The sequence below is a fragment of the Micromonospora sp. DT62 genome (assembly GCF_049847285.1).
In the GTDB taxonomy this organism is placed as follows: domain Bacteria; phylum Actinomycetota; class Actinomycetes; order Mycobacteriales; family Micromonosporaceae; genus Micromonospora; species Micromonospora reichwaldensis.
The window spans coordinates 1-23021 of sequence record NZ_JBNCOB010000002.1; the positions used below are offsets into that span (position 1 = coordinate 1).

A 23021-nucleotide genomic window follows, 5' to 3' on the forward strand; every position below is an offset into this window, starting at 1 on the left:
TTGTTGAAAAACTGTCCCGACAACAAAAAGTGTTGCCAAAGGAATCCAAGACCAACAAACCATAAATGGTCTGCCAGTCCGGGGTATAAATCATAATTGGCACTGGCTTATCAAGCACCCTGTTGAGTTCTCAAAGAACAACCACACACCACTCGGGCGTCCCACATTGTGGGAACCCGCTTGGGGCAACTTCTCTACCTTACTCGGTTCACTTCCCGTCGTCAACCTCGTGTCCGAGGTGATCAAGGATGTGCTCCGGATTCCACGATGACGCTCGCCGTATCACGGCGGTCGTTGCTGTCGTGGGGAGCCGCAGACCGGCCGATCGCCACTTCGTGGCCATCCGCCCGGCTCCTGCCGGCTTCCGAACTCTACCCGGCCGGCCTCGCGATCGCAACCCCGTCTTGGAGTGTCCTCGCACCGCCCGGATCCTCAGCCTCGCCCGGCGTCTCCGCCACGAGCCTGGTGCCCTTGTCGGCCGGTTTGTCCGGCCTTCCGCGTGCAGAGAGAAAGTTACGCCGCCCGCTCGGAGAAGGCAAATCGGCGTTCGTCACTGTGGGTCCGGAACGGCCGCCGCGGTCGCGCATTCGTGACGACCGCGTGGGTCCGAAGGCGGTCCCGGCGTGCCAGAGTGTCTGTCATGGCTGACCTCCCGCGTACCCGGGTGACCGTGCTCGCCGAGGACGCGCTGACGGGACTGCTGCTGCCGTTCTGGCAGCTGGTCATCGGCGCCTTCGTGGTCTTCGTCGTCCTGGTCTCGGTGGCTCGGCTGGCCCGCCGTGGTCGGTCCCGCATGACGACGGCACTCCTGGTCACGGCAGCCGCGATCGCCGGCTTCGCCGTGCTGGGGGTACTGCTTCAGGGGTGAGCGTCAGAGGCGGCGGTTCGCCAGGCTCGGCAGCTCGGCGCGGATGGTCCGCAGCCGGTCGAGATCGAGGTCGGCGACGGCCAGGCCCGGGCCGTCGGGCACCTGGGTGAGCACCGTCCCCCACGGGTCGACCACCATGCTGCGTCCGTAACAGCTCCGGCTCGGCTGGTGGTCGCCGGTCTGCCCCGCCGCGGCCACGAAGCACTGGTTCTCGATCGCCCGCGCGCGCAGCAGCACCTCCCAGTGATCCCTACCCGTGTGGAGGGTGAAGGCTGCCGGCACCACGAGCAACTGGGCGCCGCCCTCGATCACGAGCCGCCGGTACAGCTCCGGGAACCGGAGGTCGTAGCAGATCGACAGGCCCACGCGAAGGCCCTCGACGTCGACGACCACCGGCTGATCGCCCGCGGCCACGGTGGCCGACTCCAGGTAGGAGACCCGGCCGGGGATCTCCACGTCGTACAGATGGATCTTGCGGTAGCTGGCGGCGAGCGTGCCGGAGCGGTCGAAGACCAGGGAGGTGTTCCAGGTGCGGGCCGGATCCGGCCCGCGTTCGTGGATCGACCCGGCGATCAGCCACATGCCCAGGCGCCGGGCGACGCCGGCGAAGAACTGGCCGACCTCGCCGTCGACCGGCTCCGGTTCGGGGAGACCCGCAGTGGGGCCGAGGTAGTCGACGCACTCCGGCAGGAGCGCCAGGTCCGCGCCGGCTGCCGCCGCGCGTTCCAGCAGGGCCTCCGCGGCCGCGAGGTTCGCCTTACGGTCTTCCCGGGAGTTCAGCTGACAGACGGCGACGCGCATGGGCATCAGCGTACGACCGGAGGGGGCACGGCGACAGCGTCGAAGAGGTGGCGGGGCTCCCGGCCACGGCTGGTCGGGTCCACCGGCGTCGGCCGGGCCGGACACGACACCGCGCCCGACCGGAGCGGTCGGGCGCGGCGGTGGTGGATCAGGCCGACTTCTCCTCGCGGTCCCGCCGGGCACGCCGGCCGGTGAACTCGCGGGGAACGATCGTCGGGTTGACGTTCTCGAGCACCACCTCGCGGGTGATCAGCACCCGGGCGGCGTCGGGGTTGCTCGGCACCTCGTACATCGCGGAGAGCAGGACCTCCTCGATGATGGCCCGCAGCCCGCGGGCGCCGGTGCCGCGCAACATGGCCTGGTCGGCGATCGCCTCCAGTGCCGGCTCATCGAACTCCAGCTCGACGCCGTCGAGCTCGAAGAGGCGCTGGTACTGCCGGACCAGAGCGTTGCGCGGCTCGGTGAGGATGCGCACCAGGGCGGCGCGGTCGAGGCTGCGCACGTTGGTGATGACGGGGAGCCGGCCGACGAACTCGGGGATCAGCCCGAACTTCAGCATGTCCTCCGGCATGACCTGGCTGAAGATGTCGTCGGTCGACCGCTCGGAGACCGACCGCAGCCGGGCGCCGAAGCCGGTGCCGCCCTGGCCCCTGCGTGCCTCGATGATCTGGTCGAGCCCGGCGAAGGCACCACCGCAGATGAACAGCACGTTGGTGGTGTCGATCTGGATGAACTCCTGGTGGGGATGCTTGCGCCCGCCCTGCGGCGGCACGTTGGCCACCGTGCCCTCCAGCATCTTGAGCAGTGCCTGCTGGACGCCCTCGCCGGAGACGTCCCGCGTGATCGACGGGTTCTCCGACTTACGGGCGATCTTGTCGACCTCGTCGATGTAGATGATGCCGGTCTCGGCGCGCTTGATGTCGTAGTCGGCGGCCTGGATCAGCTTGAGGAGGATGTTCTCCACATCCTCGCCGACGTAGCCGGCCTCCGTGAGCGCGGTGGCGTCGGCGATGGCGAACGGCACGTTCAGCATCCGCGCCAGGGTCTGCGCCAGGTGGGTCTTGCCACACCCTGTCGGGCCGAGCAGCAGGATGTTGGACTTGGCCAGCTCGACGGCGTCACTGCCGGAGCCCGGCGCGCCGGCCGCCTCGGCCTGGATCCGCTTGTAGTGGTTGTAGACCGCGACGGCGAGCGCCTTCTTGGCCTGGTCCTGCCCGACGACGTAGGTGTCGAGGAACTGGCAGATCTCCATCGGCTTGGGAAGCTCTTCCCACTTCACCTCGCCGGACTCGGCCAACTCCTCCTCGATGATCTCGTTACAGAGATCGATGCACTCGTCGCAGATGTAGACCCCAGGGCCCGCGATGAGCTTCTTGACCTGCTTCTGCGACTTCCCGCAGAACGAGCATTTCAGTAGGTCGCCGCCGTCACCGATCCGTGCCACCTACGTTCTCCCTGCACTCGTCGGCCGGAGACCCGGCCCTCGCCTGCGGACGTGGAAGCGTCCGCCTCGTTTCACCCGCTCGTTTCACCCCGCCGGCGGACCGGTGGAGCGGCACAGACCCGACGTTACCCGCTGGCGGAGGTTTCTCCGACCCCCAAATCGGGTGTGTCAGACGGTCGGCCGGGAGCGGACTCCCGGCCGACCGCGACCCGAGCTGTTCAGCTGGCGGCGTTGGCCGCCAGCAGGCCCTTCTTGCGGCTGGTGAGGATGGTGTCCACCAGCCCGTACTCCTTGGACTCCTCGGCCGTCATGATCTTGTCACGGTCGATGTCCTTGCGGACCTTCTCGACCGGCCGGTTGCAGTGCCGGGAGAGCATCTCCTCGAGCTGCGTCCGCATCCGCAGGATCTCCCGGGCCTGGATCTCGATGTCCGAGCCCTGCCCGTAGCCGCCCTCGGTGGCCGGCTGGTGGATGATGATCCGCGAGTTCGGCAGCGCCATCCGCTTGCCCGGGGTGCCGGCCGACAGCAGCACGGCGGCCGCGCTGGCGGCCTGGCCGAGGCAGACCGTCGAGATGTCCGGACGGACGTACTGCATGGTGTCGTAGATCGCCGTCATGGCGGTGAACGAACCGCCGGGCGAGTTGATGTACATGATGATGTCGCGGTCCGGGTCGGTGCCCTCGAGCGTCAGCAACTGCGCCATCACGTCGTTGGCCGAGGCGTCGTCGACCTGGACGCCGAGGAAGATGATCCGGTCCTCGAAGAGCTTGTTGTAGGGGTTGGACTCCTTCACCCCGTACGACGTGCGCTCGACGAACGACGGCAGGACGTAGCGGTTGTGCACGGCCGCGAACTGGGGCGGCAGGCTCAGGTCGGTCATCGTCAGCTCCTCAGCTCAGGGTCCCGGCGCCATCCGGAACCTGGGCGGCCCCGATGATCACCTTGTCGATGAAGCCGTAGTCCAGGGCCTCCTGGGCGGTGAACCAGCGGTCGCGGTCGGAGTCCGCCTCGATCTGCGCCTGGCTCTGGCCGGTGTGGTGCGCGACCCGCTCCTGGAACATCCGCTTGGTGTAGAGCATCTGCTCCGCCTGGATGGCGATGTCGGACGCGGTGCCGCCGAGACCGCCGGAGGGCTGGTGCATCATGATCCGCGCGTGCGGCAGGGCGTAGCGCTTGCCCTTGGTGCCGGCGCAGAGCAGCAGCTGACCCATGGACGCCGCCATGCCCATCGCCACGGTCGAGACGTCGTTGTCGATGAACTGCATGGTGTCGTAGATCGCCATGCCGGAGTAGACCGACCCGCCCGGCGAGTTGATCCAGAGGTTGATGTCGCGGTCCGGGTCCTCCGCGGCGAGCAGCAGGAGCTGCGCGCAGATGCGGTTGGCGACCTGGTCGGTCACCTCGCTGCCGAGGAAGATGATGCGTTCCTTGAGCAACCGGTTGTAGACCGAGTCGTCGAGGTTGCCAATGGTGTCGCCACCGCGGGCATCGATCGCCCGGAGCGGCTTCGCTTGGATGTGCATGTCGGTCATGGCAGCCCTTCGCTCTCCGTACCGTCCTACCCGACACTAACCGCTCAGCCGGATGGCAGAGCGCCGGTCCGGGCAGTGTTCGCTATCAGCGCAGTACCGCCGAGGCGTACCCGAAAAGGGAATCGGCCGCCGTCCACCGCAGGCGGCGGACGGCGGCCTCCCCGCACTGTCAGTGCTCGTGGTTGTGCTCGGCCTCGTTCTCGGCGCGCAGCGCGTCGAGGGTGACCTCGTTGCCCGCCGCGTCCTTGATCTTGATGCGCTCCATGACCGAGGCCAGGGCCTTGCCCCGCCGCACGTCACCGAAGACGGCACCGGCCGCGCCCGAGCGGACCAGCTGGTCGTAGTACTGCTGCGGAGCCATCCCGGCGCGCTGGGCCCGGTGCACGATCTCGTGGCCGAACTCGTCGTCGGAGACCTGCACGTCCTCGGCGTCGGCCAGGGTGTCCAGCAGCAGCTGGACCTTGACGCCCTCGGTCGCCGCCTCGGTCAGCTCGGCGTCGATCTGCTCCTCGGTCTTCTCCTCGGCCGCGAGGTATTCCTCCAGGGAGGCGCCGATCCGCTCGAGCTGGTCGACCATCGCCTGCTTGCGGCTCTCGACCTCCTCGCGGACGATGCCCTCCGGCGCCGGCACCTCGGCGGCGGCCACCATCTGCTCCAGCGCCTTGTCGCGGGCGGCGTAGATCTGCTCGACCCGCTTGCCCCGGGTGACCCGCTCCCGCAGGTCGCCGCGCAGCTCCTCGATGGTGTCGAACTCGCTCGCCATCTGGGCGAACTCGTCGTTGAGCTCCGGCAGCTCCTTCTCCTTGACCGTGCGGACGGTCACCGCCACCTCGGCGTCGCGGCCGGCGAAGTCGCCGCCGACGAGCTGGGTGGTGAAGCTGGTGTCCTCGCCGGCGGCCAGGCCGACGACGGCCTCGTCCAGGCCCGGGAGGAGCTGCTTGCTGCCGACCTCGTGGGAGATGTTGCTGGCGGAGCCGCCCGGCACGTCCTCGCCGTCGACGGTCGCGTTCAGGTCGATCTGGACGTAGTCGCCCTCCTGGGCGGCCCGCTCGACGGTCTTCAGGGTGGCGAACCGCTCGCGCAGGCTCTTCACCTGCTCGTCGATCTCGCTGTCGTCGATCTGGAGCTCGTCGACGGTCACCTCGATGGTGGCCGGGTCCGGCAGGGTGATCTCCGGGCGGACGTCGACCTCGGCGGTGAAGTTCAGCGAGTCACCGTCGTTGAACTCGGTGATCTCGACCTCGGGGCGGCCGAGCGTCTTCAGGTCGTGCTCGCGGACGGCGGCGAGGATGTTCTGCGGGATGGCCTCCTGCACCGCCTCGTTGAGGACGGTGCCCCGGCCGACCCGCTGGTCGATCACGGCCGCAGGAATCTTGCCCTTGCGGAAGCCGGGCACCTGGACCTGCTGCCCGATCTCCCGGTACGCCTTCCTGAGGCTCGGCTCGAGCTCGACGAACGGCACCTCGATGGCGAGCCGCACGCGCGTCGGGCTCAGAGTCTCGACGGTGCTCTTCACAGGCGTACTCCTTGACGGATCTCGGTTTTAGTCTGGGCGTGATTAGCCCATCGAGTGTAGGCGAGCCGGCCGGACGAACCGGCAGCGGCCGGGGACCGCACGGAGGGCGACCCCGGCGACCGGCCGCGGACGACAGTCGGGGTGGCGGGATTTGAACCCACGGCCCCTCGCTCCCAAAGCGAGTGCGCTACCAAGCTGCGCCACACCCCGTGGCGACGAGCAGTCTATGCCGTCGCGACCCGCCGGAAGTCCCGGGGCGTCCCTCAACGCGCCGAAGGGGGACCAACCGGACATCCGGCGCTCCGACACCACCCCGCCGGGGATACGGCCGCGCGGAGCACGCGGGTCATTCGGTACGCTGTCGGCGCGCCCTGCGATGGCGGGGCGCACGCGGGCGTAGCTCAATGGCAGAGCTTCAGTCTTCCAAACTGACGGTGCGAGTTCGATTCTCGTCGCCCGCTCCAGCAGTACCGGCCCAGGTCAGCGGCGTTCTCGCCGAGCCTGGGCCGCTCTCGTCTCAGCCCTCTCTGATCTCGCGTGCCAGTGGCGGGCCAGTAGCGTCGGCCGAGCCGTCCAAGGCGGGTTCGAGGGCCGGCCGCTTCGGCTTCGCGTCCTTGGTCGCCTTGCGCGCCGCCGGCTTCTGCTTGGCCGCCTTGCCCTTGGTCACCTTGGCCTTGCTCCCCTTGGCCGACGCCATCGCCCGCTTCGCCTGCTTCGCCTGCTTCGCGATCCGGCGGTCCATGGCGTCGGCGACCTCCGGTCCCGCTCGTCGTGTGCTGGTAGATGAGGGCCGCCCGCATGCTCGCGTGGCCCATCCGGTGCATCAGGTCCCGGGTACTCGCCCCGGTCGCCGCCGCCAGGTTGTTGCCGGTGTGCCGGAGGTCGTGGAAGTTTGCATGACAGAACAAGTCAGCTCAGCCGTCCGGCGTCACACGCCCGACCGCTGCGACCAGCCACCCCGACCACGACGACGGCGCTCCCACCGATCCGGACGAATCGCGCCCGGCCACCGACGCGGCAGGCAGCCGTACCGGCCGAACACCCGCAACGCTGCCTGACGCTGCGGGCACGGACCCTCCTCGCCGCAGGTGGCGCAGCGCCCGTCCGCGCTCGACGGGGTGTGCTGGTCAAGCTGCGCCTGTGCGGCCGGAGTTGGTCGCGCACCGCACTGGACAGGTAGGTGCTCACCGGTCCGTCCCATCCGGCGGGAGCTTGCTCGCGCGTACCAGGATCTGCGCCTGCCGACCGTGACGGCCGGACGGACCGAGCCTGAATCCCTCGACCCAGATCCACTCATCCTGCGGCGGACGGTTGGCCACCAGCCGAACCCCGGTCACCCACAACGTCACCGGCCCGTCCGACGGCAGGAGACGATCTGTCGCATCGATCGTCAGCACCGCGCCGAGTCGTACCCGAACGTCAAACACCGCGTCTCCTCATCACCGGCGCCACATTGCGAGGCGGCGCGTTGTTGGTAGTACGTCGCTGGATTTGAAGGCCGGCGATCTGCGCGAAGACCTCCCGCCGCGCCAGCGCCTTACCGGTGGCCGGGTTGATGGCGTAGCCGGTGAGCCACACCCAGCCGTGGTACGTCGGCTTATCGCAGACCGAGGTAACCCGCAGCCACAGCGCGCGATCGCCACCGAACTGCACCGACGCCCGACCGTCGATCAGCACCAGGTCACCCGGCGCCGGCACGCCCGGCCGGGGCGGTGCCGGCTTGCGGGGCGCCGGGGTGGGCGGGCCATTCACGGGCCGTCCTTCGGGTCGCGGTCCCACGCCAGCACCCACCCCGGGCCAGCCTCAGCAGGTCGCCGCGCGACCGGAACCCGCGCAGTCCAGGCAGGACCGACGGGCAAGCGAACGAGTCCGCTCCGACCCCCGCCCCATTCCCCGGATGGCGGTGCGGGCAAGGGTGTACTTCCAGCCCGCGCCCGAGCAGGATTGGCAGTTGCTCGATACGTTCAGCCCCGTCATGCAGACAGGTTGTGGCACATACCGCCCAATGACCCGGAAAATCCTTCCGGGGTCGCAGCCGACCGAGGGGAGACATTGAACCGGTGCGCGGAACGACCAACACCCTGACCATCGGCGAACGCGTCGCCTGGTACCGCAGACGACGCGGCCTGTCCCAGGAAGTCCTAGCCGGACTCATCGGCCGTACGGCCGACTGGCTGGGTAAGATCGAGAACAACCGGATCGAGCTGGACCGGCTCTCTGTCATCAAGTCCCTCGCCGAAGTCCTGGACATCTCCCTCGGCGACCTGCTCGGCGAACCATCACTGCTCGACTGGACCGCCGACAGCGGCACCGAAACCGTGCCCGCCCTGCGCACCGCCCTGATGAACTACCGCGCAATCGCCCCGTTTGGCGCCGGCACGGACGCGGAGCCGTCGAACGTCGCCGCGCTAAAGAAGCATGTCGGCGCCCTCTGGGACGCCTACCAGGACTCCCGATTCGGGTACGTCACCGGCCGCCTGCCCGACCTGCTCCACCGCGCCCAGGCCGCCGCCGACCACCACGACGGCGACGACCAGGACCACGCCCGCCGGCTACTCGGCCTGACGTACCAGCTCGCCGCTACCCAGCTCACCAAGCTCGGGGAAAGCGACCTCGCCTGGATCGCCGCCGACCGCGGCTTGGCCGCAGTCCGCCCCACTGGCGACCCGCTCGTCACCGGTTCCCTGTTCCGCTCCGTCGGCCACGCCCTACATGCCACCGGGCGCTACGCCGAAGCGGTACGCCTCACCGAGGACGCCGCCGGCTACCTGGAGCCCCACCTGAAGCACGCCACGCCCGCGCTGCTTTCCGTCTACGGGACCTTGTTCCTGTCCGGCTCTATGGCCGCCGCACGGTCCAACGACGCCGGCACCACCCGCGCCTTCCTCGCCGCTGCCGACCAGGCCGCCGGTCAGCTCGGAGCGGACGCCAACCATCTCTGGACCGCATTCGGCCCGACCAACGTCGCCATCCACCGCGTCGCCACCGCCGCCGAGTTGGGCGATCTTCAAGTCGCCATCGACCTTGGGCCACGTCTCGACACCGCCGGTCTGCCGATGGAACGCCGCGTGCGCCACGCCCTCGAAGTCGCCCGCGCCTACAGCTCGTGGAACCGAATCGACGACGCCCAAGCCGTACTACTCGACGCCGAACAGATGGCACCCGAGCAGGTCCGACACCACTTCCTCAGCCGACAACTCGCCCTGACCTGGATCCGCCGACAGCGCGGCAAGCCCTCGGCCGAACTGGTCAGCCTGGCCCGACGGCTCAAGGTGCTCGACTGAACCCAGCCCCTCTAGGCTGCTCTGGTGACGGCCAACGAGATGCCACCCATGGCAACCCCACGCGTCGCCGCAGGCGCCCTCTTCTTCGACGACGAAGGCCGAGTGCTGCTCGTACGCCCGACCTACAAACAACACTGGGATATTCCGGGCGGTTACGTGGAGCCTGGAGAGTCCCCCCGCAGTGCTTGCGTTCGCGAGATTCGCGAAGAACTCGGACTAGTCATCGAAGTAGGCCCCCTCCTGGCGGTCGACTGGGCACCCGCCCCCAACGAAGGTGACAAGATTCTCTTTGTCTTCGATGCAGGATCGCTAGATGGTAGCGACCAGAGACGAATCACCTTCCCCGACGGAGAGTTGAGCCATTGGCGGTTCATTCACGATGAAGAACTCTCGCTGCATTGTCCAGCCCGTCTCGTTCGACGCATCCACGAAGCATTGAAGGCTCGGCAAGAGAGCAAGAGCGCCTATCTAGAACACGGTTCCCCTCCTATTGAGCAATAGGGCAGAAACGCCCTGCCCTTAGTCAGCAGATGCCTCCCACAGTAAGACGACCTTAACGGGATGAAAGAGAGAAGCCACTAGCTCAAACGGCGGATTGCAGCTTAGGCGTCGCGAATCTCAAGGTAAGGGCGATACGCCGGATGGATTTGAAATCTACGAGGCTTCCGCCTCCCCTTGGTCAATTTGCGGGCCAGGACATCTGCTCTACGCATCTCTCCCTCCGTGCCACCGAAGTCGAAAACAGCCTCACTCGTTTCGATTCCGATAAACCCCAAACGCCGAAGAACGGCCAACACGTGATCCCTGCTCTCCAGAGTTGACCCAGCCTTGAGAATTCGCGTCAGTCGCGATTCGGAAATAATAGAGTCTTCGCCCGCAAACTCGATCAGTACTGGCTCCAAGTCGATTTGCGCCGCGACACCCTCCACCAACAGAGCTTCAAATGCGAAGTTGCTGTAGGCACTCTCGGCCTCGAGAATGTCGATCTCCTGCACTCTTTCATGCTTGGCATTACTGGCGCGCAGTACAGCCGCATTCGCAAAAAACACCAGGTCGCGCGGACGAGGCTGAACTCGTGCAAGCATATAGTCCCGCGTGGGAATTCCCTTAACACGAGGAACGAAGGCGTGTTGCCATAAATCGTTCGCGTTCTGGCTCTTTGTCCACGATGCCAGGAAGCGATCCTCTAGGACCCGCGCAAGCAGCTCCGGGTCCCTCCATTCGATCTCGACAGTAGAAATCTTGTCCGGCTCACGGGCGTGCTGACGAACAAAGGCATAGATGTCACTGCGCAGAAATACGGTTAGCGTCAGGTTGACGGCAGCCTTCCGGGAGCTCTCCTTCTTGAACTCGTCAACAATTTTACCGATCACAGTCAGTAGGCCGAGGAGCAGCCTGGAGAGAAGCTCCAGGTCGGCGCCTCTATGCCACGCCTTATCAAGGTTATCCACCAGGATCGCTATTCGGTTGCGCTCGAAAAGTGCGCCACCGATCAAATTCCGCAAGGTTTTCAGGGTATCGCCGTAAAGGGCTGCGTTGACCTTCTGGCGGGACAATTCAACGTCATGCTCGTTAACCCCCTTAGACAAGAGTGCGTCAAGGGATTTAACGAGTCTTTCGAGCCGAACTGAAAAGCTAGCATCTGATCCAAGATGCTGCTCTTCGAGGCACTGGCGGAGCCGATCTATCGGCGATCCGCCGAGAATGCCGGCTGGTCGCTTCTCAGCTTCTTCAATCGCTCTAGCCGCCACCTCGGTGTATAGAAGATATTTCCAGAGCCCTTCAATCAAATAGTCACCCAAATGCCTGGACTCGATCCTCCTTAAAACTTCCAAGAGCGCTTCGAGTTCATAGCTTGCCGGCTTAACCACGCAAACGAGATTCCGCACATCGGTTCGCAATGCCTCTGCGGCTTGAAGCATGTTGGCCGTTTTTCCGGTCCCCTTCTTCCCCGTGAAGATCGTTGCAGCAGCATCAATGACGTCTCGATAGTCACGCGTCTCAACGAAATAGTGGTCGAGGCCTTCTTTGTCACCCTCCGCTACGTGATTCCCGAAGCGAAGAGCCGCGAGTTCGACATTGAGATGCTTCCGAACGCGAGTCGCCGATCGACGATCTGGTTGGCGGATATTCTCTAGCCAGACCCTCGCCTGCTTCTCCAAATCTGCCGCATAACGGTAGCGAAGCGCGAGATCCCGGTAGTCAATTGCCGGCTTTGCCTGATCCTCCATGACAATGAGGACTTCCCGCCCGAGGCCCCGTGCAATTCCCGCTAGGAGCGATGCCCGCGCATTAACCACATCGGAGAGAAGGGTGCGAGTGGGGGTAAGGTGGAAGACCGCGACCTGAGCCGAGTGTATTTGTTCAACAAACCACGCGAGCGGAGTTCCACCATACTCGTCAAGGTCAATGTTTATGATCTCAAATTTGCCGTATGAATCAAGGACTCTAGACAGCTTTTGACTTGCCTCATCTTCTTTGAAACTCGGCATGTAGAAGAGTCTCGGGTCCACCGGAGGAGGCAGCTCCACTCCTCCGGTCAAGTCATCCCAAAGAGGCGCCGACGGCTTCTCAAGCAGGCGAGAGACCCTAGTGCAAAGATCCTCAACATTGCGATAAGAGGTAGTACCAGTAGTGACCAATAACGCCAAGTCCCGCAGCGCCTTCGCGGCATGTGCGTCCTGACCGTCAAGCAGAATCGCCACACGCTTACGTTTACCGACAGCCAAGCCCAATTCGAATAAGACGTTATCGCTCAGTGTCGACAACTCGAACAGCCCGAATGTGCAATTGTCGATCGCGTTTTCGACCTCGTGGACGATAAGCCTTCCGTCCACCATTAAGTCTTCCCAGGAAACCGATTGCGCCACGCTTTGGCTGCGCTCCAACGCTGCGGAGGCTGTGTGAAGCGTCTCACGAAGGAGGGCAGGATTAGCGCTATATCCAAAAAAGAGCCGCTCCAAGACGTTCCTCCAGTCAGCACCAGGATGCTGGATTGTTTGGCAAGATCAGCAAATGTCGAGCGAGGGAGCGATGCTAGCGCAGCCTGCCGCGCCGCACTGTCGCATAGGTGACAGCCGTCGAGGTTCGGCAAAGCTAACTTCGCTCAGGTAATTACTAGAACGAAGATTGCCACGTACGCCGCACCAAAAGCCAAAGGGATGGCCTGCTCTAAGCGAGTAAGCGGCCAATAAAGAGAACGATCCTTGCCAGATCCGACACCCACCCATTCAGCTCGCCAGTAAGGGGAGCACGGCAGCCTCTCCTCCAGGGCGCCGACTACTCGGAATTTAGCCGAACTTAACTGCCTGTATGAGCGCAAAATCCAGAACCACGCTCCACATTGAACGAGCAGCATGAGCAAGATCACTGCAAGAGTTGACACCTTTCCAGAATAATCCGCCGAAAAGATGGCCGATGCGCTAGAAAGCGCGGTGTTGACGGTTAAGAAGAAGGTGTTGGTCAGGCTGCGACGGGCACCAATCCGGTCGGCCATCTCGACGTAAAGCTTGTACTGCTCCAGAATCGCGGAGCGGTACTTCTCTCCCGCTGCGGAGTACTCTTCCTCGCCAACCTTCGTCCACAACTGGTCCCGGATCAGGGAAATCGGCACCTGCCGACGCCTGAATCGCGTGCGCGTACCGTCCTTCAAAGCCACGCGTGAATTATGCCTGGTCTTAGGTCCACCGGACAGACCCGAGGGGTGTCATCTCCTGACGCGATGTCGTCATGTCATCTCCCGCAGCGGCAAAGTAGGCATTTGATCGGCACTCTTGCCGAAACGTCCTCTTTTGGATCAAGGCGGCCCGCAAGCGGGCCGCGCCGGCCCGGCCCCGGCCTGCTGGCGGCCTCCGGCCGGCATCGGCCGGGCGAGCCGGCCACGCCGAGAGACGACACGATCTGAAGACCCCAGGGTTCCATCCCGATCCCCGGCCCTCCTCGGAGATCCGCCAACTATCGGTGGCGGTACCGGGTGAGCAATCTCCTTCGAGGCTTACTGCTACCTCGCCTGTTCAGGCTGGGCTTCTGTCTCCGCGGTCGGTTGCCGCCAGAGCCAGAGATGGCCAAGTAAACCCCGAGGATTCCAAGGGGTGTACCGAGCAAGGTGTCCCACTTCTCCAAGGTCTTCGGGCTATTGGCGTACGTCGTCCCCACCACGACGGTCATCAGGACAGAGAGAGCGACCAACGCACCTACCCTCTCGATCGCCCTGGCTGAGGGGTTCAGACGCTGGGCCAGAAGCAGGAAGCACCCGAAAAGGTAGCGGACCAGGAGGAGAGCATCTCCGGCCCGTTCGTCACCGGCCCTTGCAGCTTCCTCGACCTCATCCAGCCACGCAGTGGGATGTTCAATAAGGCCGGAGGCATCCTCTCGGAGGACGCTAGCCTCGGCCCTTCGTTGAGGGCTGTCCAAGGAGTGGACCGAGAACGAAGAAGTGCCTTCTGATCAGGGAAAATAGGGCTTGTCGAGAGTCCTGTTAACCCGTCACGGAAGGCACTTGCTGGGTGAAGGCTACCGCAAGGCGTCCGAAGATCATGGTGACCGGGGGTGGGCGGGGCGTGGTCGGTCACGCCGGTGCCCGGCTGCTCGCCGACCTTGCTGATGCGACCGGGTTGACCAGCGCATTCAGTCAGGCCCTGGCTGGTTTGCGGCAACGGCAGCGCGGACACGACCCGGGTCGGATCGCCGTCGATCTGGCGGTGATGCTGGCTGACGGCGGCGAGGCCATCGCCGACCTGGCGGTGCTGCGTAACCAGGCTGACCTGTTCGGGCCGGTCGCCTCGGACCCGACCGCCTGGCGGCTGTTATCGCAGTTGGACGAGGCGACACTCGCCGTGCTGCGGTCCGCTCGGGCCCAAGCCCGTGAGGTCGCCTGGGCCCAGCATGCTGACACCCGCGGTGACCTGCCGCGGGCCTGCGCGGCCGGCCTGCCAGTCGACGGGCTGATCCTGGATATCGACGCGACGATCGTGCTCTGCCACTCCGAGAAGGAATCGGCGACCCGCACCTGGAAGAAGACCTTCGGCTTCCACCCGTTGCTCTGCTTCCTGGACAACACCGGCGAAGCCCTCGCCGGACTGCTGCGCGAAGGCCGGGCCGGCTCGAACACCACCGCCGATCACATCACCGTGCTCGACCAAGCCCTCGCCCAGATCCCCGACCAGCATCGGTATGGCACCCCAATCCTGCTCCGCGCCGATTCGGCCGGTTCCAGCCACGGGTTCCTCGCCCACATCCGATCCTTGCGCGAGCAGCACCTGGACATCCGGTTCTCCGTCGGTGCCGCGATCACCGAAGGCGTGCGGGCGGCGATACGGGCCGCGACCAGCTGGGTTCCCGCCCTGGACACCAGCGGTGACCTGCGCGAGCATGCCGAGGTCTGCGAGATCACCGGCCTGTTCGACCCGACCGGCTGGCCGCAGGGCACCCGGTTCATCGTCCGCCGGGAACGCCCGCACCCCGGCGCCCAGCTGTCGCTGTTCGACACCATCGAAGGCTGGCGGCATCAAGTCGTCGCCACCGACACCCCACCCGGCGGCGGCAGCGTCCAGTTCTTGGAGGCCCGCCACCGCGGTCACGCCCGCGTCGAGGACCGGATCCGCTGCGGGAAGAACACCGGCTTCGGCCGGTTCCCGTCCCGGCACTTCGCGATCAATCAGGCCTGGCTCCAACTCGCCCTGACCGGCATCGACCTGCTCTCCTGGACCCAGGTCCTGCTCCTGGACGGCGAGTTGGCCACCGCCGAGCCGAAGAAGCTGCGCTACCGGCTGCTGCACGTCGCGGGGCGGATCACCCGCACCGCCCGGCGAACCCGCCTGGCCATCGCCGCCAACTGGCCCTGGACCGACGCCCTGACCAGCGCATTCAGCACACTCGCCGCGCTACCCCGACCTACCGGCTGACCCCGGACTTCACGCCACAACCAGCAACACGGAGGAACCCGGCCCCACGCCGGGTCCTCAGCATGCGACCAAAACAGCGGCAATCACGCGAATCAGATCCATCGAGAAGCGGCTATGACACCGCACTCGAGTGAAAGACCGAGGCTAGCGATGCCAACGGAGGCGAAGAGATTGGCACTGGTTGCAAGCTGTTCCCAGACGCCGGAGTCGACCTGTTTCAGGGTGAGCCGGTGTGCCTGGGCCAAGGTCTTCAGCGCGGGGGTCACCTGCTCGGCGAACCTCGCACTCATGGGCCTCCGACACCCGAGCCGCCTCAATGAGCGCCCGCACCCCCGGGGTCACCTGCTCCGCGAACCTCGCACTCATGGCCTCCGACACCCGAGCCGCCTCAATGAGCGCCCGCACCCCCGGGGTCACCTGCTCCGCGAACCTCGCACTCATGGCCTCCGACACCCGAGCCGCCTCAATGAGCGCCCGCACCCCTGGTGTCACTTGGACCTCCTCAGGCTGGCTAACGGGACCGCCGGTCAGGGTTTCAGCCACAGCAAAACTCCTCGTGTGCGTGTCCCACACGCGACCGATCAACCAATCGATCAGGGGTAACGGCGGTCAACATCAGATGAAAGCGACGAAGGTCTTGTAGCCTCCGCGACGGATCTTCACTTCGGCCCATCCGCCCGAGCAGCGTACGACAATGCGACACCGCTAGCTAACCAGCAGCAGTCGGATGCTGACAGCACTCAGCGTCAGACGCGATCGCAAGGTGGTCAGCGTCCGTGGAGGGCTGGGGCGATCGGCTGCCGCGCCGCTTCGCGGCTTGCCACCGGGTACCGGGGCCCAGGCGCGCGGAAAGCCGGCGACACGGCAAGCCGCCCCCGGCCCGAACGGCCGGGGGCGGTAAGCCGTACGCCGCCGGAGAGCCGCGCGCCCGACGCTCAGCCGTGCCAGCCACGTGCCAGTAGCCGGTGTCCCAGGCGGTCAGCAGCGGTCATGATCGGGCAGCACGACAGCACCGCTGACCAGGCGTTCCAGACAGATCAGGTCAGCCGAGAACGATCTTCCAAACTGACGGTGCGAGTTCGATTCTCGTCGCCCGCTCCAGCAGTACCGGCCCAGGTCAGCGGCATTGTCGCCGAGCCTGGGCCGCTCTCGTCCCAGCTCTCTCTGATCTTGCGTGCCATGGCGGGCCAGTAGCGCCGGCCGTGCCGCCCGAAGCGGGTCCTCGTGCCGGTGGGCGACAGTCCGGTTCCCGGCCGTCCCTTACCTTCGCCGACTCGTCAATGCCCCTGACCGATCCGTGTTGCTCAGCCGACCGGTCCCGTTGCCGTATGCGGCCGTACCGCCGGCTCGAGCAGTGACAACGTCCGCTGCTGGGCATCCAGGCCGACGTGGATGCCGACCGGCATCGGCAGATTCGGGCCGGCGTGTCCGAACTCGACGTTACCCAGGACCGGGATGTCACGTTCACCGAGGACGTCGAGGACCATCTCGGGCAGCGTCGGGGACGCGTCGGGCGCCCCGAGCCCGTCGATCGCGTACGGGACGCCCACGACCATGCCGGAGATCCGATCGAGGATGCCGCAGTGCCGCAACACCTGCAGGTAGCTCCACACGTACGACGCGTGGCCGTCCATCTCCTCCCAGAACAGCACCGCGCCGTCGAACCACTCGAGCGGCAGCGCGTAGGGCGTCGCCTGCGCCAGCACAATACGATTGATCACCCCGCCGATCAGCCGGCCTTCGGCACGACCGGCACGCCAGCACTCCCACGATGGGGTGGCCGGCAGCGCACCGATGGCCTCCGTACTGGTCAGCAACGTCGAATAGAGCCTTTCAAGTTGCGCTCGGCGCGCTGCGGGCGCAACCTGCCATGCCCCGCCGAGTCCAGGCGTGGCCAGGTCGGCATGGAACCCGACGAGTCCCGTGCGTGCGTAGAGCACCAGATGCAGCAGCGAGATGTCGCTGTAGCAGAGGATCGGCTTGGGGTCGGCAGCGATCGCCGCAACGTCGATCAGGTCGAGGTAGCCCAGCGCCGTCTGGCCACCGTCGTGCGCGATGATGGCGCGCACCTCAGGATCACGCAGAAGAGCATTGAATTCCCTGGCGATCTCCGCCGGCGTAGCCGCGCTCCACCAATGGTGCCGCCCTGCCTCGAGTAGCGGAGCCCGACGCACGCGAAATCCCATCCGCTCGAGCACGACCATCGCCTGCTCGAGGTCGGGCTCGAAAGCGGCATGGAGCGGCCCGGACAGCGATGCGATGACGACGAGATCTCCGGTCCTCAGGGCACGAGGCCGAAGCAGCTGAGGCACTGCGGAACCGGTCACCGGCGCAGTGTCCCAACACGGGCAACGACACGCTACGCACTTACCGCCTGGTCCGGAACGTACGTCAGGGCGCTGACCGAAGCACCGCCCCGAGCAGCGCTGGCGCGTACCCTTCGGACGTGGAACTTGATGATCTTTCCCCTGCGGAGTTCGCGTTCCCCGGGCCGTTGCGGGACCAGCTGGTGGCCGCGATCCTGTCCGGCGCGAAGACGTCGACGTCCAGCCTCGTGCTCGGCTACGAGCGGACGGACGAGCCGATGCCCGAGGTGGGTGAGCGCTCGGCGGTGGTCGACTCGGCGGGCCGGCGGGTCGCGGTGATCGAGGTGACCGAGGTACGCGTGGTCCGGCTCGGCGACGTCGACCTGCAGCACGCCCTCGACGAGGGCGAGGGGTACGAGTCGGTGGCGCAGTGGCGGGCCGGGCACGAGACGTTCTGGCACAGCGCGGAGGTGCGCGCGGAACTGGGTGACCCGGGCTTCACCGTCGACGACGACACCGCGGTGCTGCTCGAGCGCTTCCGGCTGGTGCACACCGTCTGAGCGCCCCTTGCCGTACGCGGCGACCCGGGCGTGCGGCGGCGCGCGCCGTACGCCCGGGTCGGTCGCCGCTCAGCCCCAGTTCTGGGGGGCGGGCTGGCGGGTGGTGGCGTTCAACCGGTTGAAGAAGTTGGTGGTGGCGAGCCAGAGCACCAGCGCGGCCAGTTCCTTCTCCTCGAAGTGCCGGGCGGCCTCGTCCCACACCTCGTCGGGCACGGGGTCGGCCCGGTCGGCCAGCCGGGTCGCGGACTCGGCGAGCGCGAGCGCGGCCCGCTCGGCGTCGGTGAAGTACGGCGTCTCCCGCCAGGCGGCCAGCGCGAACAGCCGCTCCTCGGTCTCCCCCGCCTTCCGGGCGTTGCGGGCACCGGAGTCGAGGCAGGCGCTGCACCCGTTGATCTGGCTGGCCCGCAGGTGGACCAGCTCCAGGGTGCTCCCCGGGACCCCGGCCGAGTGGGCCGCCTTGTAGAGCAGATTGATCGCCTTCACCGCGTCGGGAAGCAGGGTCGCGGGGTTCTGCATACGGGCCTGTACGGACATCGTGTGCCGTCCTTCCTGTTACGCTGCCGACGCCCCCGCCGCAGCGCTTTCCTCTTCGTCACCCGGCTGTCGACAGCCGGAGGGGCGACGTGACAGATGTGACCCGGGCCACACGAGAGCCGGAGGTCGGCCGGGATGGCGATGCCGTGAGCGACACCGACCTGCTCGCCGAGCGCTTCGAGGAGCAGCGCCAACGGCTGCGCTCCGTGGCCCAGCGGATGCTCGGTTCCCGGGCCGAGGCCGACGACGCGGTCCAGGACACCTGGCTGCGGCTCAGCCGCGCCGACGTCGACGGCATCGAGAACCTGCCGGGCTGGCTCACCACCACCGTCGGGCGGGTCTGCCTCGACCGGCTGGGCTCCAGCGCCGCGCGGCACGAGCGGCCCGCCGACGTGGCCGCCGACGAGTCGACCACGCCCGGCGCCGGCGAGGCCGACCCCGAGCGGGAGGCGATGCTCACGGAGTCGGTCGGGCGCGCGCTGGACGTGGTGCTCCGGACCCTCGGCCCCACCGAGCGGCTCGTGTTCGTGCTGCACGACATGTTCGCGGTCTCCTTCGACGAGCTCGCGCCCGTGGTCGACCGCAGCCCGGCCGCCGTACGGCAGATCGCCAGCCGGGCCCGCCGGCGTGTGCAGGGCGGGTCGCCGGCGCCGGAGGCCGACCGGGCCCGGCAGCGTGGGACCGTCGAGGCGTTCCTCGCCGCGTCCCGCGAGGGGCGCTTCGACGACCTGCTCACCCTGCTCGACCCGCACGTCGTCCTGCGTTCCGACGCGGCGGCCGTGCGGATGGGTGGGGCCGGCGAGGCACGCGGCTCGTCCACGGTCGCCAGTTTCTTCTCCGGCAAGGCGCAGGGGGCGGTCCCGGCGTTCGTGGACGGCGCACCGGGGGCGGTGGTGCTCGTCGACGGCCGTACCCGCCTGGTGCTCAGCTTCGTGGTCACCGACCGGATCCTCGGCATCGAGGTGGTCGCCGACCCCGAGCAGATCGCCGGCCTGGACCTGGTCGTCGGGTGAGGGTCCGCGCTGCCTGAGCCGCACGTCAGGGCGCGATCGGCGCTGGTGCGGCTGCTGCGTACGATTCGGGGCCGGGCATCCCCTCGTCCCGCGGAGGTAACGGCAGATGGCAGGCCAGCACGAGGGGTACGCCCTCGGCGTCGACCTCGGCACGTCCCACACCGTCGCCGTGCTGCGTCGGCCCGACGGGCACACCCGGCCACTGCTCGTGGACGGGCAGCCGATCATCCCCTCCGGCGTGTACGCCGACGCGGACGGGCTGCTGCACGCCGGCCGGGACGCCCAGCGGCTCGCCCGCACCGATCCGGGCCGGTACGAGCCCAACCCGAAGCGGCGCATCGACGAGCCCGCCGTCGTGTTGGGTGACCGCCGGTATCCGCCGGCCGAACTGCTGGCCGCGACGCTGCACGCGGTGGCCCGGGCGGCCGTCGAGGCGGTCGGGTTCCTGCCCCCGGCGGTGCTGACGTGCCCGGCGACCTGGGACGCCGCCCGCCGCCAGGTGCTGGCCGACGCCCTGGCGACGGCCGGCTGGCCGTCGGCGGCCGAGCACACGCTCTCCGGTCCCACGCCGCCGGGCACCCGGCTGCTGCGGGAACCGGTGGCCGCCGCCCGCTACTACACGCAGGTGCTGCGCCGCCCGGTGCCGGTGGGCGGAACGATCGCGGTCTTCGACTTCGGCGCCGGAACGCTGGACGTCGCGGTGCTGCGCAACGAGGGCGCCGACCCGTGGGGCGACTCCGGGTTCACGGTCGTCACCGCGGGCGGCGCGGACGACCTCGGTGGCCTGGACGTGGACGTGGCCCTGCTGGCCCGGCTCGGCGAGCTGGTCGCCGAGGCGCACCCCGACCGGTGGGAGCGGCTGACCCGCCCGGAGTCCGCGACCCAGTGGCGGGAGCGCCACGAGCTCTGGGAGAACGTCCGGGGCGCGAAGGAGATGCTGTCGCGGGTGCCGGCGGCGCCGGTGGCCGTGCCGGGGGTGGAGGCGGCGGTCACGCTCACCCGGGCCGACCTGGAGCGGGTGGCCGGGCCGCTGCTGGGCCGGGCGGTGGCGGTGGCCCGGGACGTGATCGGCGCGGCCGGCCTCGACCCGCAGCAGCTCTCCGGCCTGTTCCTGGTCGGTGGTGCCACCCGGATGCCGATGGTGGCCCGGCTGCTGCACGCCGAGCTGGGCATCGCCCCGACCGTGCTGGAGCAGCCGGAGCTGCCGGTGGCCGAGGGGGCGCTGACCGACCTGCCCCTGCCCCGACGTGCCCGGGCCGCCGACGCCTTCGCCGCGCCCGCCGCCGCACCCGCGCAACCCCCCGCCCCGGCGCAACCGGCCGGAGTACCACAGCCCGATCCCGCCGCGCCGGCACCACAGGCCCCCGCACCAGCACCGCCCGCCGTGCCGGCGCAGCCCGCATCCGCCGGCAGCACGCCGCACGCGCCCGCCGCGCAAGGGGACGGCGCCAGCGGCCAGGACGGCAGTGCGCCGACAGTGCCCGCCGGCCCGGCCCCCACGCCGACCGCCGTCGCCGGACCGGAGGGCGTCACGCCGGCCCTGCCCGCCGGGCTGACGCCGACCATGGTCGCCGGGCCGCCGACCGCCCCGACCGTGCCCGCCGCACCGTCACCGGCCGACCCGTTCGCGCCGCCGGGCGCAGGCCCGTCACCGTTCGCACCGCCGTGGGCGCCGGCTGCGGGCCCGTCGGGCGCACCGGCCGAAGGCGCGGCACCGTACGCACCGCCGGGCGTACCGCAAGGTGGTCCTGCGGGGGCGTGGCCGGGCGTACCCGTCTCCGGCACGCCGGTGTCGCCGTCACCCGGCGGCGGCCGGAGTGGGCTGGCGCTCCCCCGACGCCGGGCGCTGTGGGTCTCGCTCGCCGCCGTCCTCGCGCTCGCCGGCGTGGCGACGGCGGCGGTGCTGTACCTGACCCGGGACCGCTACCCCGCCCTGGAGTTCCGGACCGTCGACCAGCTGACCCGGGTGCCCGCCGGCACGGAACGACCGGCGGACATGTTCACCGCGGTCCTCGGGCAGCGGGCCTATCTCGGGTATCCGCTCGGCGACGGACGGCTGGAGGTGGTGGCGGTCGACGCCGGCACCGGCGCGGTGAAGTGGCGGAAGCAGACCGCGGTGTCCTCCGACCGGTGGAAGGGGATCGTCGCCCTGCCCGGCGCGGTCGCGGTCTTCGCCGACGCCATCGGCGACGACACCCCCCGGGACCTCGTGCTGCTCGACGGCGCCTCCGGCGACCAGCGGTGGCGCCGGTCGATCCTGGGCAACGACGACGTGATCTTCGGCGACGGCGTCGCGGTGCAGGTGGACCGCGAGGGGAAGCGGCTCGTCGGGCTGCGCCTGGGCGACGGCGGGGAGGTCTGGTCGCAGCCCAGCCCGCGCGACGAGTACGACAACGCCCGCACCAGCGTCCACCCGGTCACCACCGACAAGGCCCTGGGCGGCCCGGCCTTCCTCGACGGCTCCCCGCGCGATCCCTGGCGCGGCGAGGTCAACCGGATCGTGCAGGTGGGCGCGGACCGGTCCGTCCGACTGGTCGACATGGGCAGCGGCCAGGTGGTCCGCACCCGCGCCGGGGTGGCCGACCACGACGACCTGGTGGTGGCGCACGAGGACCGCCTCTACGTGGCCCGCGACGACGCCGGTTACCAGCTGCTCGCGTACGACCTGACGGGCGACGCCCAGCCGAAGGTGCTGTACACGGCCGAGGACGACAAGCGCCGCCCGGAGGCCCTGGTGCCCTGCGGCGAGCGGCGGGCGTGCCTGCTGGAGGTGACCGGCGGCGACGACGAGACCACCGAGGTCGTGGCGGCCACCGAGGAGAAGGTGAGCCGGTGGAAGGCGCCCCGGGCGACCCGGCTCGTGCCCCTCGGCGAGCACCTGCTCGCCCGGCGGACCTCCCCGGAGTCGGCCGGCACGCTGTTCGACCCCGACGGTCGCGCCGTGCTCTCCGACCGTGGCGGGGTGGCGGTCCGGCTCGACGCGGGCAACCTGCTGCTCCTGGCCGACCCGCCCAGCTCCGCCGAGGACGACCGCAGCGTCGCCGGGCTGTCGGTGGGCTCGGGTGAGGTGACCGAGCTGGGCCAGCTGGCGGACGTACGCAGCGACAGCTGCTCGTGGAACACCAGCGTGATCGCCTGCGGTGCCGGCAGGCAGAGCGGGGGCGCCGGGGCGGAGTCCCCGTACGGTTTCGTGCTCTATCGGTTCGCCGGGTAGCCGACACCCCGACAGGCATTCAGATGGATCTATATAGCCGATAGC

20 protein-coding genes and 2 tRNA genes are annotated in these 23021 nt (G+C 68.1%); 8 read left to right on the top strand and 14 right to left on the bottom strand.

From position 1 onward, the window contains the following. Positions 1-640: 640 nt before the first annotated feature. Positions 641-868, top strand: coding sequence for a hypothetical protein (locus ACPXCB_RS03545; RefSeq protein ID WP_121399376.1), 228 nt, complete (start codon positions 641-643; stop codon positions 866-868). A 3-nt stretch (positions 869-871) separates the two neighbouring features. Here the strand turns inward: ACPXCB_RS03545 and ACPXCB_RS03550 are convergent, their stop codons facing one another. The 6 genes from ACPXCB_RS03550 to ACPXCB_RS03575 all read right to left on the bottom strand — a co-directional run bounded on the left by ACPXCB_RS03550 (position 872) and on the right by ACPXCB_RS03575 (position 6372). Next, the gene (locus ACPXCB_RS03550; RefSeq protein WP_425872156.1) at positions 872-1669 is read right to left on the bottom strand and encodes a carbon-nitrogen hydrolase family protein; all 798 of its coding nucleotides are present in this window, start codon (positions 1667-1669) and stop codon (positions 872-874) included. A 148-nt stretch (positions 1670-1817) separates the two neighbouring features. Further along, positions 1818-3113 carry an ATP-dependent Clp protease ATP-binding subunit ClpX gene (clpX, locus tag ACPXCB_RS03555; RefSeq protein WP_425872159.1) on the bottom strand — a complete coding sequence of 432 codons (1296 nt, stop codon included), beginning with the start codon at positions 3111-3113 and terminating at the stop codon, positions 1818-1820. Positions 3114-3331: 218 nt separating this feature from the next. Continuing rightward, positions 3332-3994 carry an ATP-dependent Clp protease proteolytic subunit gene (locus tag ACPXCB_RS03560; RefSeq protein WP_425872161.1) on the bottom strand — a complete coding sequence of 221 codons (663 nt, stop codon included), beginning with the start codon at positions 3992-3994 and terminating at the stop codon, positions 3332-3334. Between the two features lie 10 nt (positions 3995-4004). Beyond that, positions 4005-4646: an ATP-dependent Clp protease proteolytic subunit gene (locus ACPXCB_RS03565; RefSeq protein WP_091628855.1), complete on the bottom strand. Its 642-nt coding sequence runs from the start codon at positions 4644-4646 to the stop codon at positions 4005-4007. Between the two features lie 169 nt (positions 4647-4815). Beyond that, positions 4816-6162: a trigger factor gene (gene tig, locus ACPXCB_RS03570; protein ID WP_425872163.1), complete on the bottom strand. Its 1347-nt coding sequence runs from the start codon at positions 6160-6162 to the stop codon at positions 4816-4818. Between the two features lie 136 nt (positions 6163-6298). Next, positions 6299-6372 (bottom strand) — tRNA-Pro (locus ACPXCB_RS03575). A 180-nt stretch (positions 6373-6552) separates the two neighbouring features. On the opposite strand from ACPXCB_RS03575, the gene ACPXCB_RS03580 reads away from it, so the two are divergent. Further along, a tRNA-Gly gene (locus ACPXCB_RS03580) sits at positions 6553-6626 on the top strand. Between the two features lie 53 nt (positions 6627-6679). Here ACPXCB_RS03580 and ACPXCB_RS03585 read toward each other — a convergent pair. The 3 genes from ACPXCB_RS03585 to ACPXCB_RS03595 all read right to left on the bottom strand — a co-directional run bounded on the left by ACPXCB_RS03585 (position 6680) and on the right by ACPXCB_RS03595 (position 7839). Beyond that, positions 6680-6904 carry a hypothetical protein gene (locus tag ACPXCB_RS03585; RefSeq protein WP_425872165.1) on the bottom strand — a complete coding sequence of 75 codons (225 nt, stop codon included), beginning with the start codon at positions 6902-6904 and terminating at the stop codon, positions 6680-6682. Between the two features lie 442 nt (positions 6905-7346). After that, positions 7347-7559 (bottom strand): hypothetical protein, encoded by a 213-nt coding sequence (locus ACPXCB_RS03590; protein WP_425872167.1) that lies wholly within the window; start codon positions 7557-7559, stop codon positions 7347-7349. 22 nt (positions 7560-7581) lie between these two features. Continuing rightward, positions 7582-7839, bottom strand: a complete 258-nt coding sequence (locus ACPXCB_RS03595; protein WP_425872169.1) for a hypothetical protein — start codon at positions 7837-7839, stop codon at positions 7582-7584. Between the two features lie 383 nt (positions 7840-8222). Here ACPXCB_RS03595 and ACPXCB_RS03600 point away from each other — a divergent pair, with 383 nt between their 5' ends. Both ACPXCB_RS03600 and ACPXCB_RS03605 read left to right on the top strand, forming a co-directional pair. Beyond that, the gene (locus tag ACPXCB_RS03600; RefSeq protein WP_425872171.1) at positions 8223-9446 is read left to right on the top strand and encodes a helix-turn-helix domain-containing protein; all 1224 of its coding nucleotides are present in this window, start codon (positions 8223-8225) and stop codon (positions 9444-9446) included. 24 nt (positions 9447-9470) lie between these two features. After that, positions 9471-9947 (top strand): NUDIX domain-containing protein, encoded by a 477-nt coding sequence (locus ACPXCB_RS03605; RefSeq protein ID WP_425872173.1) that lies wholly within the window; start codon positions 9471-9473, stop codon positions 9945-9947. A 101-nt stretch (positions 9948-10048) separates the two neighbouring features. On the opposite strand, the gene ACPXCB_RS03610 is transcribed toward ACPXCB_RS03605, so the two are convergent. Both ACPXCB_RS03610 and ACPXCB_RS03615 read right to left on the bottom strand, forming a co-directional pair. Further along, entirely contained in the window at positions 10049-12316 is a 2268-nt protein-coding gene (locus ACPXCB_RS03610) for a P-loop ATPase, Sll1717 family (RefSeq protein WP_425872175.1), read from the bottom strand. Between the two features lie 236 nt (positions 12317-12552). Continuing rightward, positions 12553-13104: a RipA family octameric membrane protein gene (locus ACPXCB_RS03615; protein ID WP_425872177.1), complete on the bottom strand. Its 552-nt coding sequence runs from the start codon at positions 13102-13104 to the stop codon at positions 12553-12555. Between the two features lie 847 nt (positions 13105-13951). Between ACPXCB_RS03615 and ACPXCB_RS03620 the strand changes: the two genes are divergently transcribed. After that, positions 13952-15349, top strand: coding sequence for an IS1380 family transposase (locus tag ACPXCB_RS03620; protein ID WP_425872179.1), 1398 nt, complete (start codon positions 13952-13954; stop codon positions 15347-15349). 92 nt (positions 15350-15441) lie between these two features. Here the strand turns inward: ACPXCB_RS03620 and ACPXCB_RS03625 are convergent, their stop codons facing one another. Both ACPXCB_RS03625 and ACPXCB_RS03630 read right to left on the bottom strand, forming a co-directional pair. Next, a complete protein-coding gene (locus ACPXCB_RS03625) occupies positions 15442-15639 on the bottom strand; it encodes a hypothetical protein (RefSeq protein ID WP_425872181.1) in 198 nt (65 codons plus the stop codon). A 1014-nt stretch (positions 15640-16653) separates the two neighbouring features. Beyond that, complete coding sequence (locus ACPXCB_RS03630) at positions 16654-17676, bottom strand: S66 peptidase family protein (protein ID WP_425872183.1); 1023 nt, start codon at positions 17674-17676, stop codon at positions 16654-16656. Between the two features lie 119 nt (positions 17677-17795). Between ACPXCB_RS03630 and ACPXCB_RS03635 the strand changes: the two genes are divergently transcribed. Further along, positions 17796-18215: an ASCH domain-containing protein gene (locus ACPXCB_RS03635; RefSeq protein WP_425872185.1), complete on the top strand. Its 420-nt coding sequence runs from the start codon at positions 17796-17798 to the stop codon at positions 18213-18215. Between the two features lie 69 nt (positions 18216-18284). Here ACPXCB_RS03635 and ACPXCB_RS03640 read toward each other — a convergent pair whose 3' ends face one another. Further along, entirely contained in the window at positions 18285-18749 is a 465-nt protein-coding gene (locus ACPXCB_RS03640) for a carboxymuconolactone decarboxylase family protein (RefSeq protein WP_393172040.1), read from the bottom strand. Positions 18750-18895: 146 nt separating this feature from the next. Here ACPXCB_RS03640 and ACPXCB_RS03645 point away from each other — a divergent pair, with 146 nt between their 5' ends. Together ACPXCB_RS03645 and ACPXCB_RS03650 are read left to right on the top strand one after the other, a co-directional pair. After that, on the top strand, positions 18896-19762 hold the full coding sequence (locus ACPXCB_RS03645; RefSeq protein WP_425872188.1) for a sigma-70 family RNA polymerase sigma factor: 867 nt from the start codon (positions 18896-18898) through the stop codon (positions 19760-19762). Positions 19763-19868: 106 nt separating this feature from the next. Beyond that, on the top strand, positions 19869-22976 hold the full coding sequence (locus ACPXCB_RS03650) for an Hsp70 family protein (RefSeq protein ID WP_425872190.1): 3108 nt from the start codon (positions 19869-19871) through the stop codon (positions 22974-22976). The last annotated feature ends 45 nt before the right edge of the window (positions 22977-23021 follow it).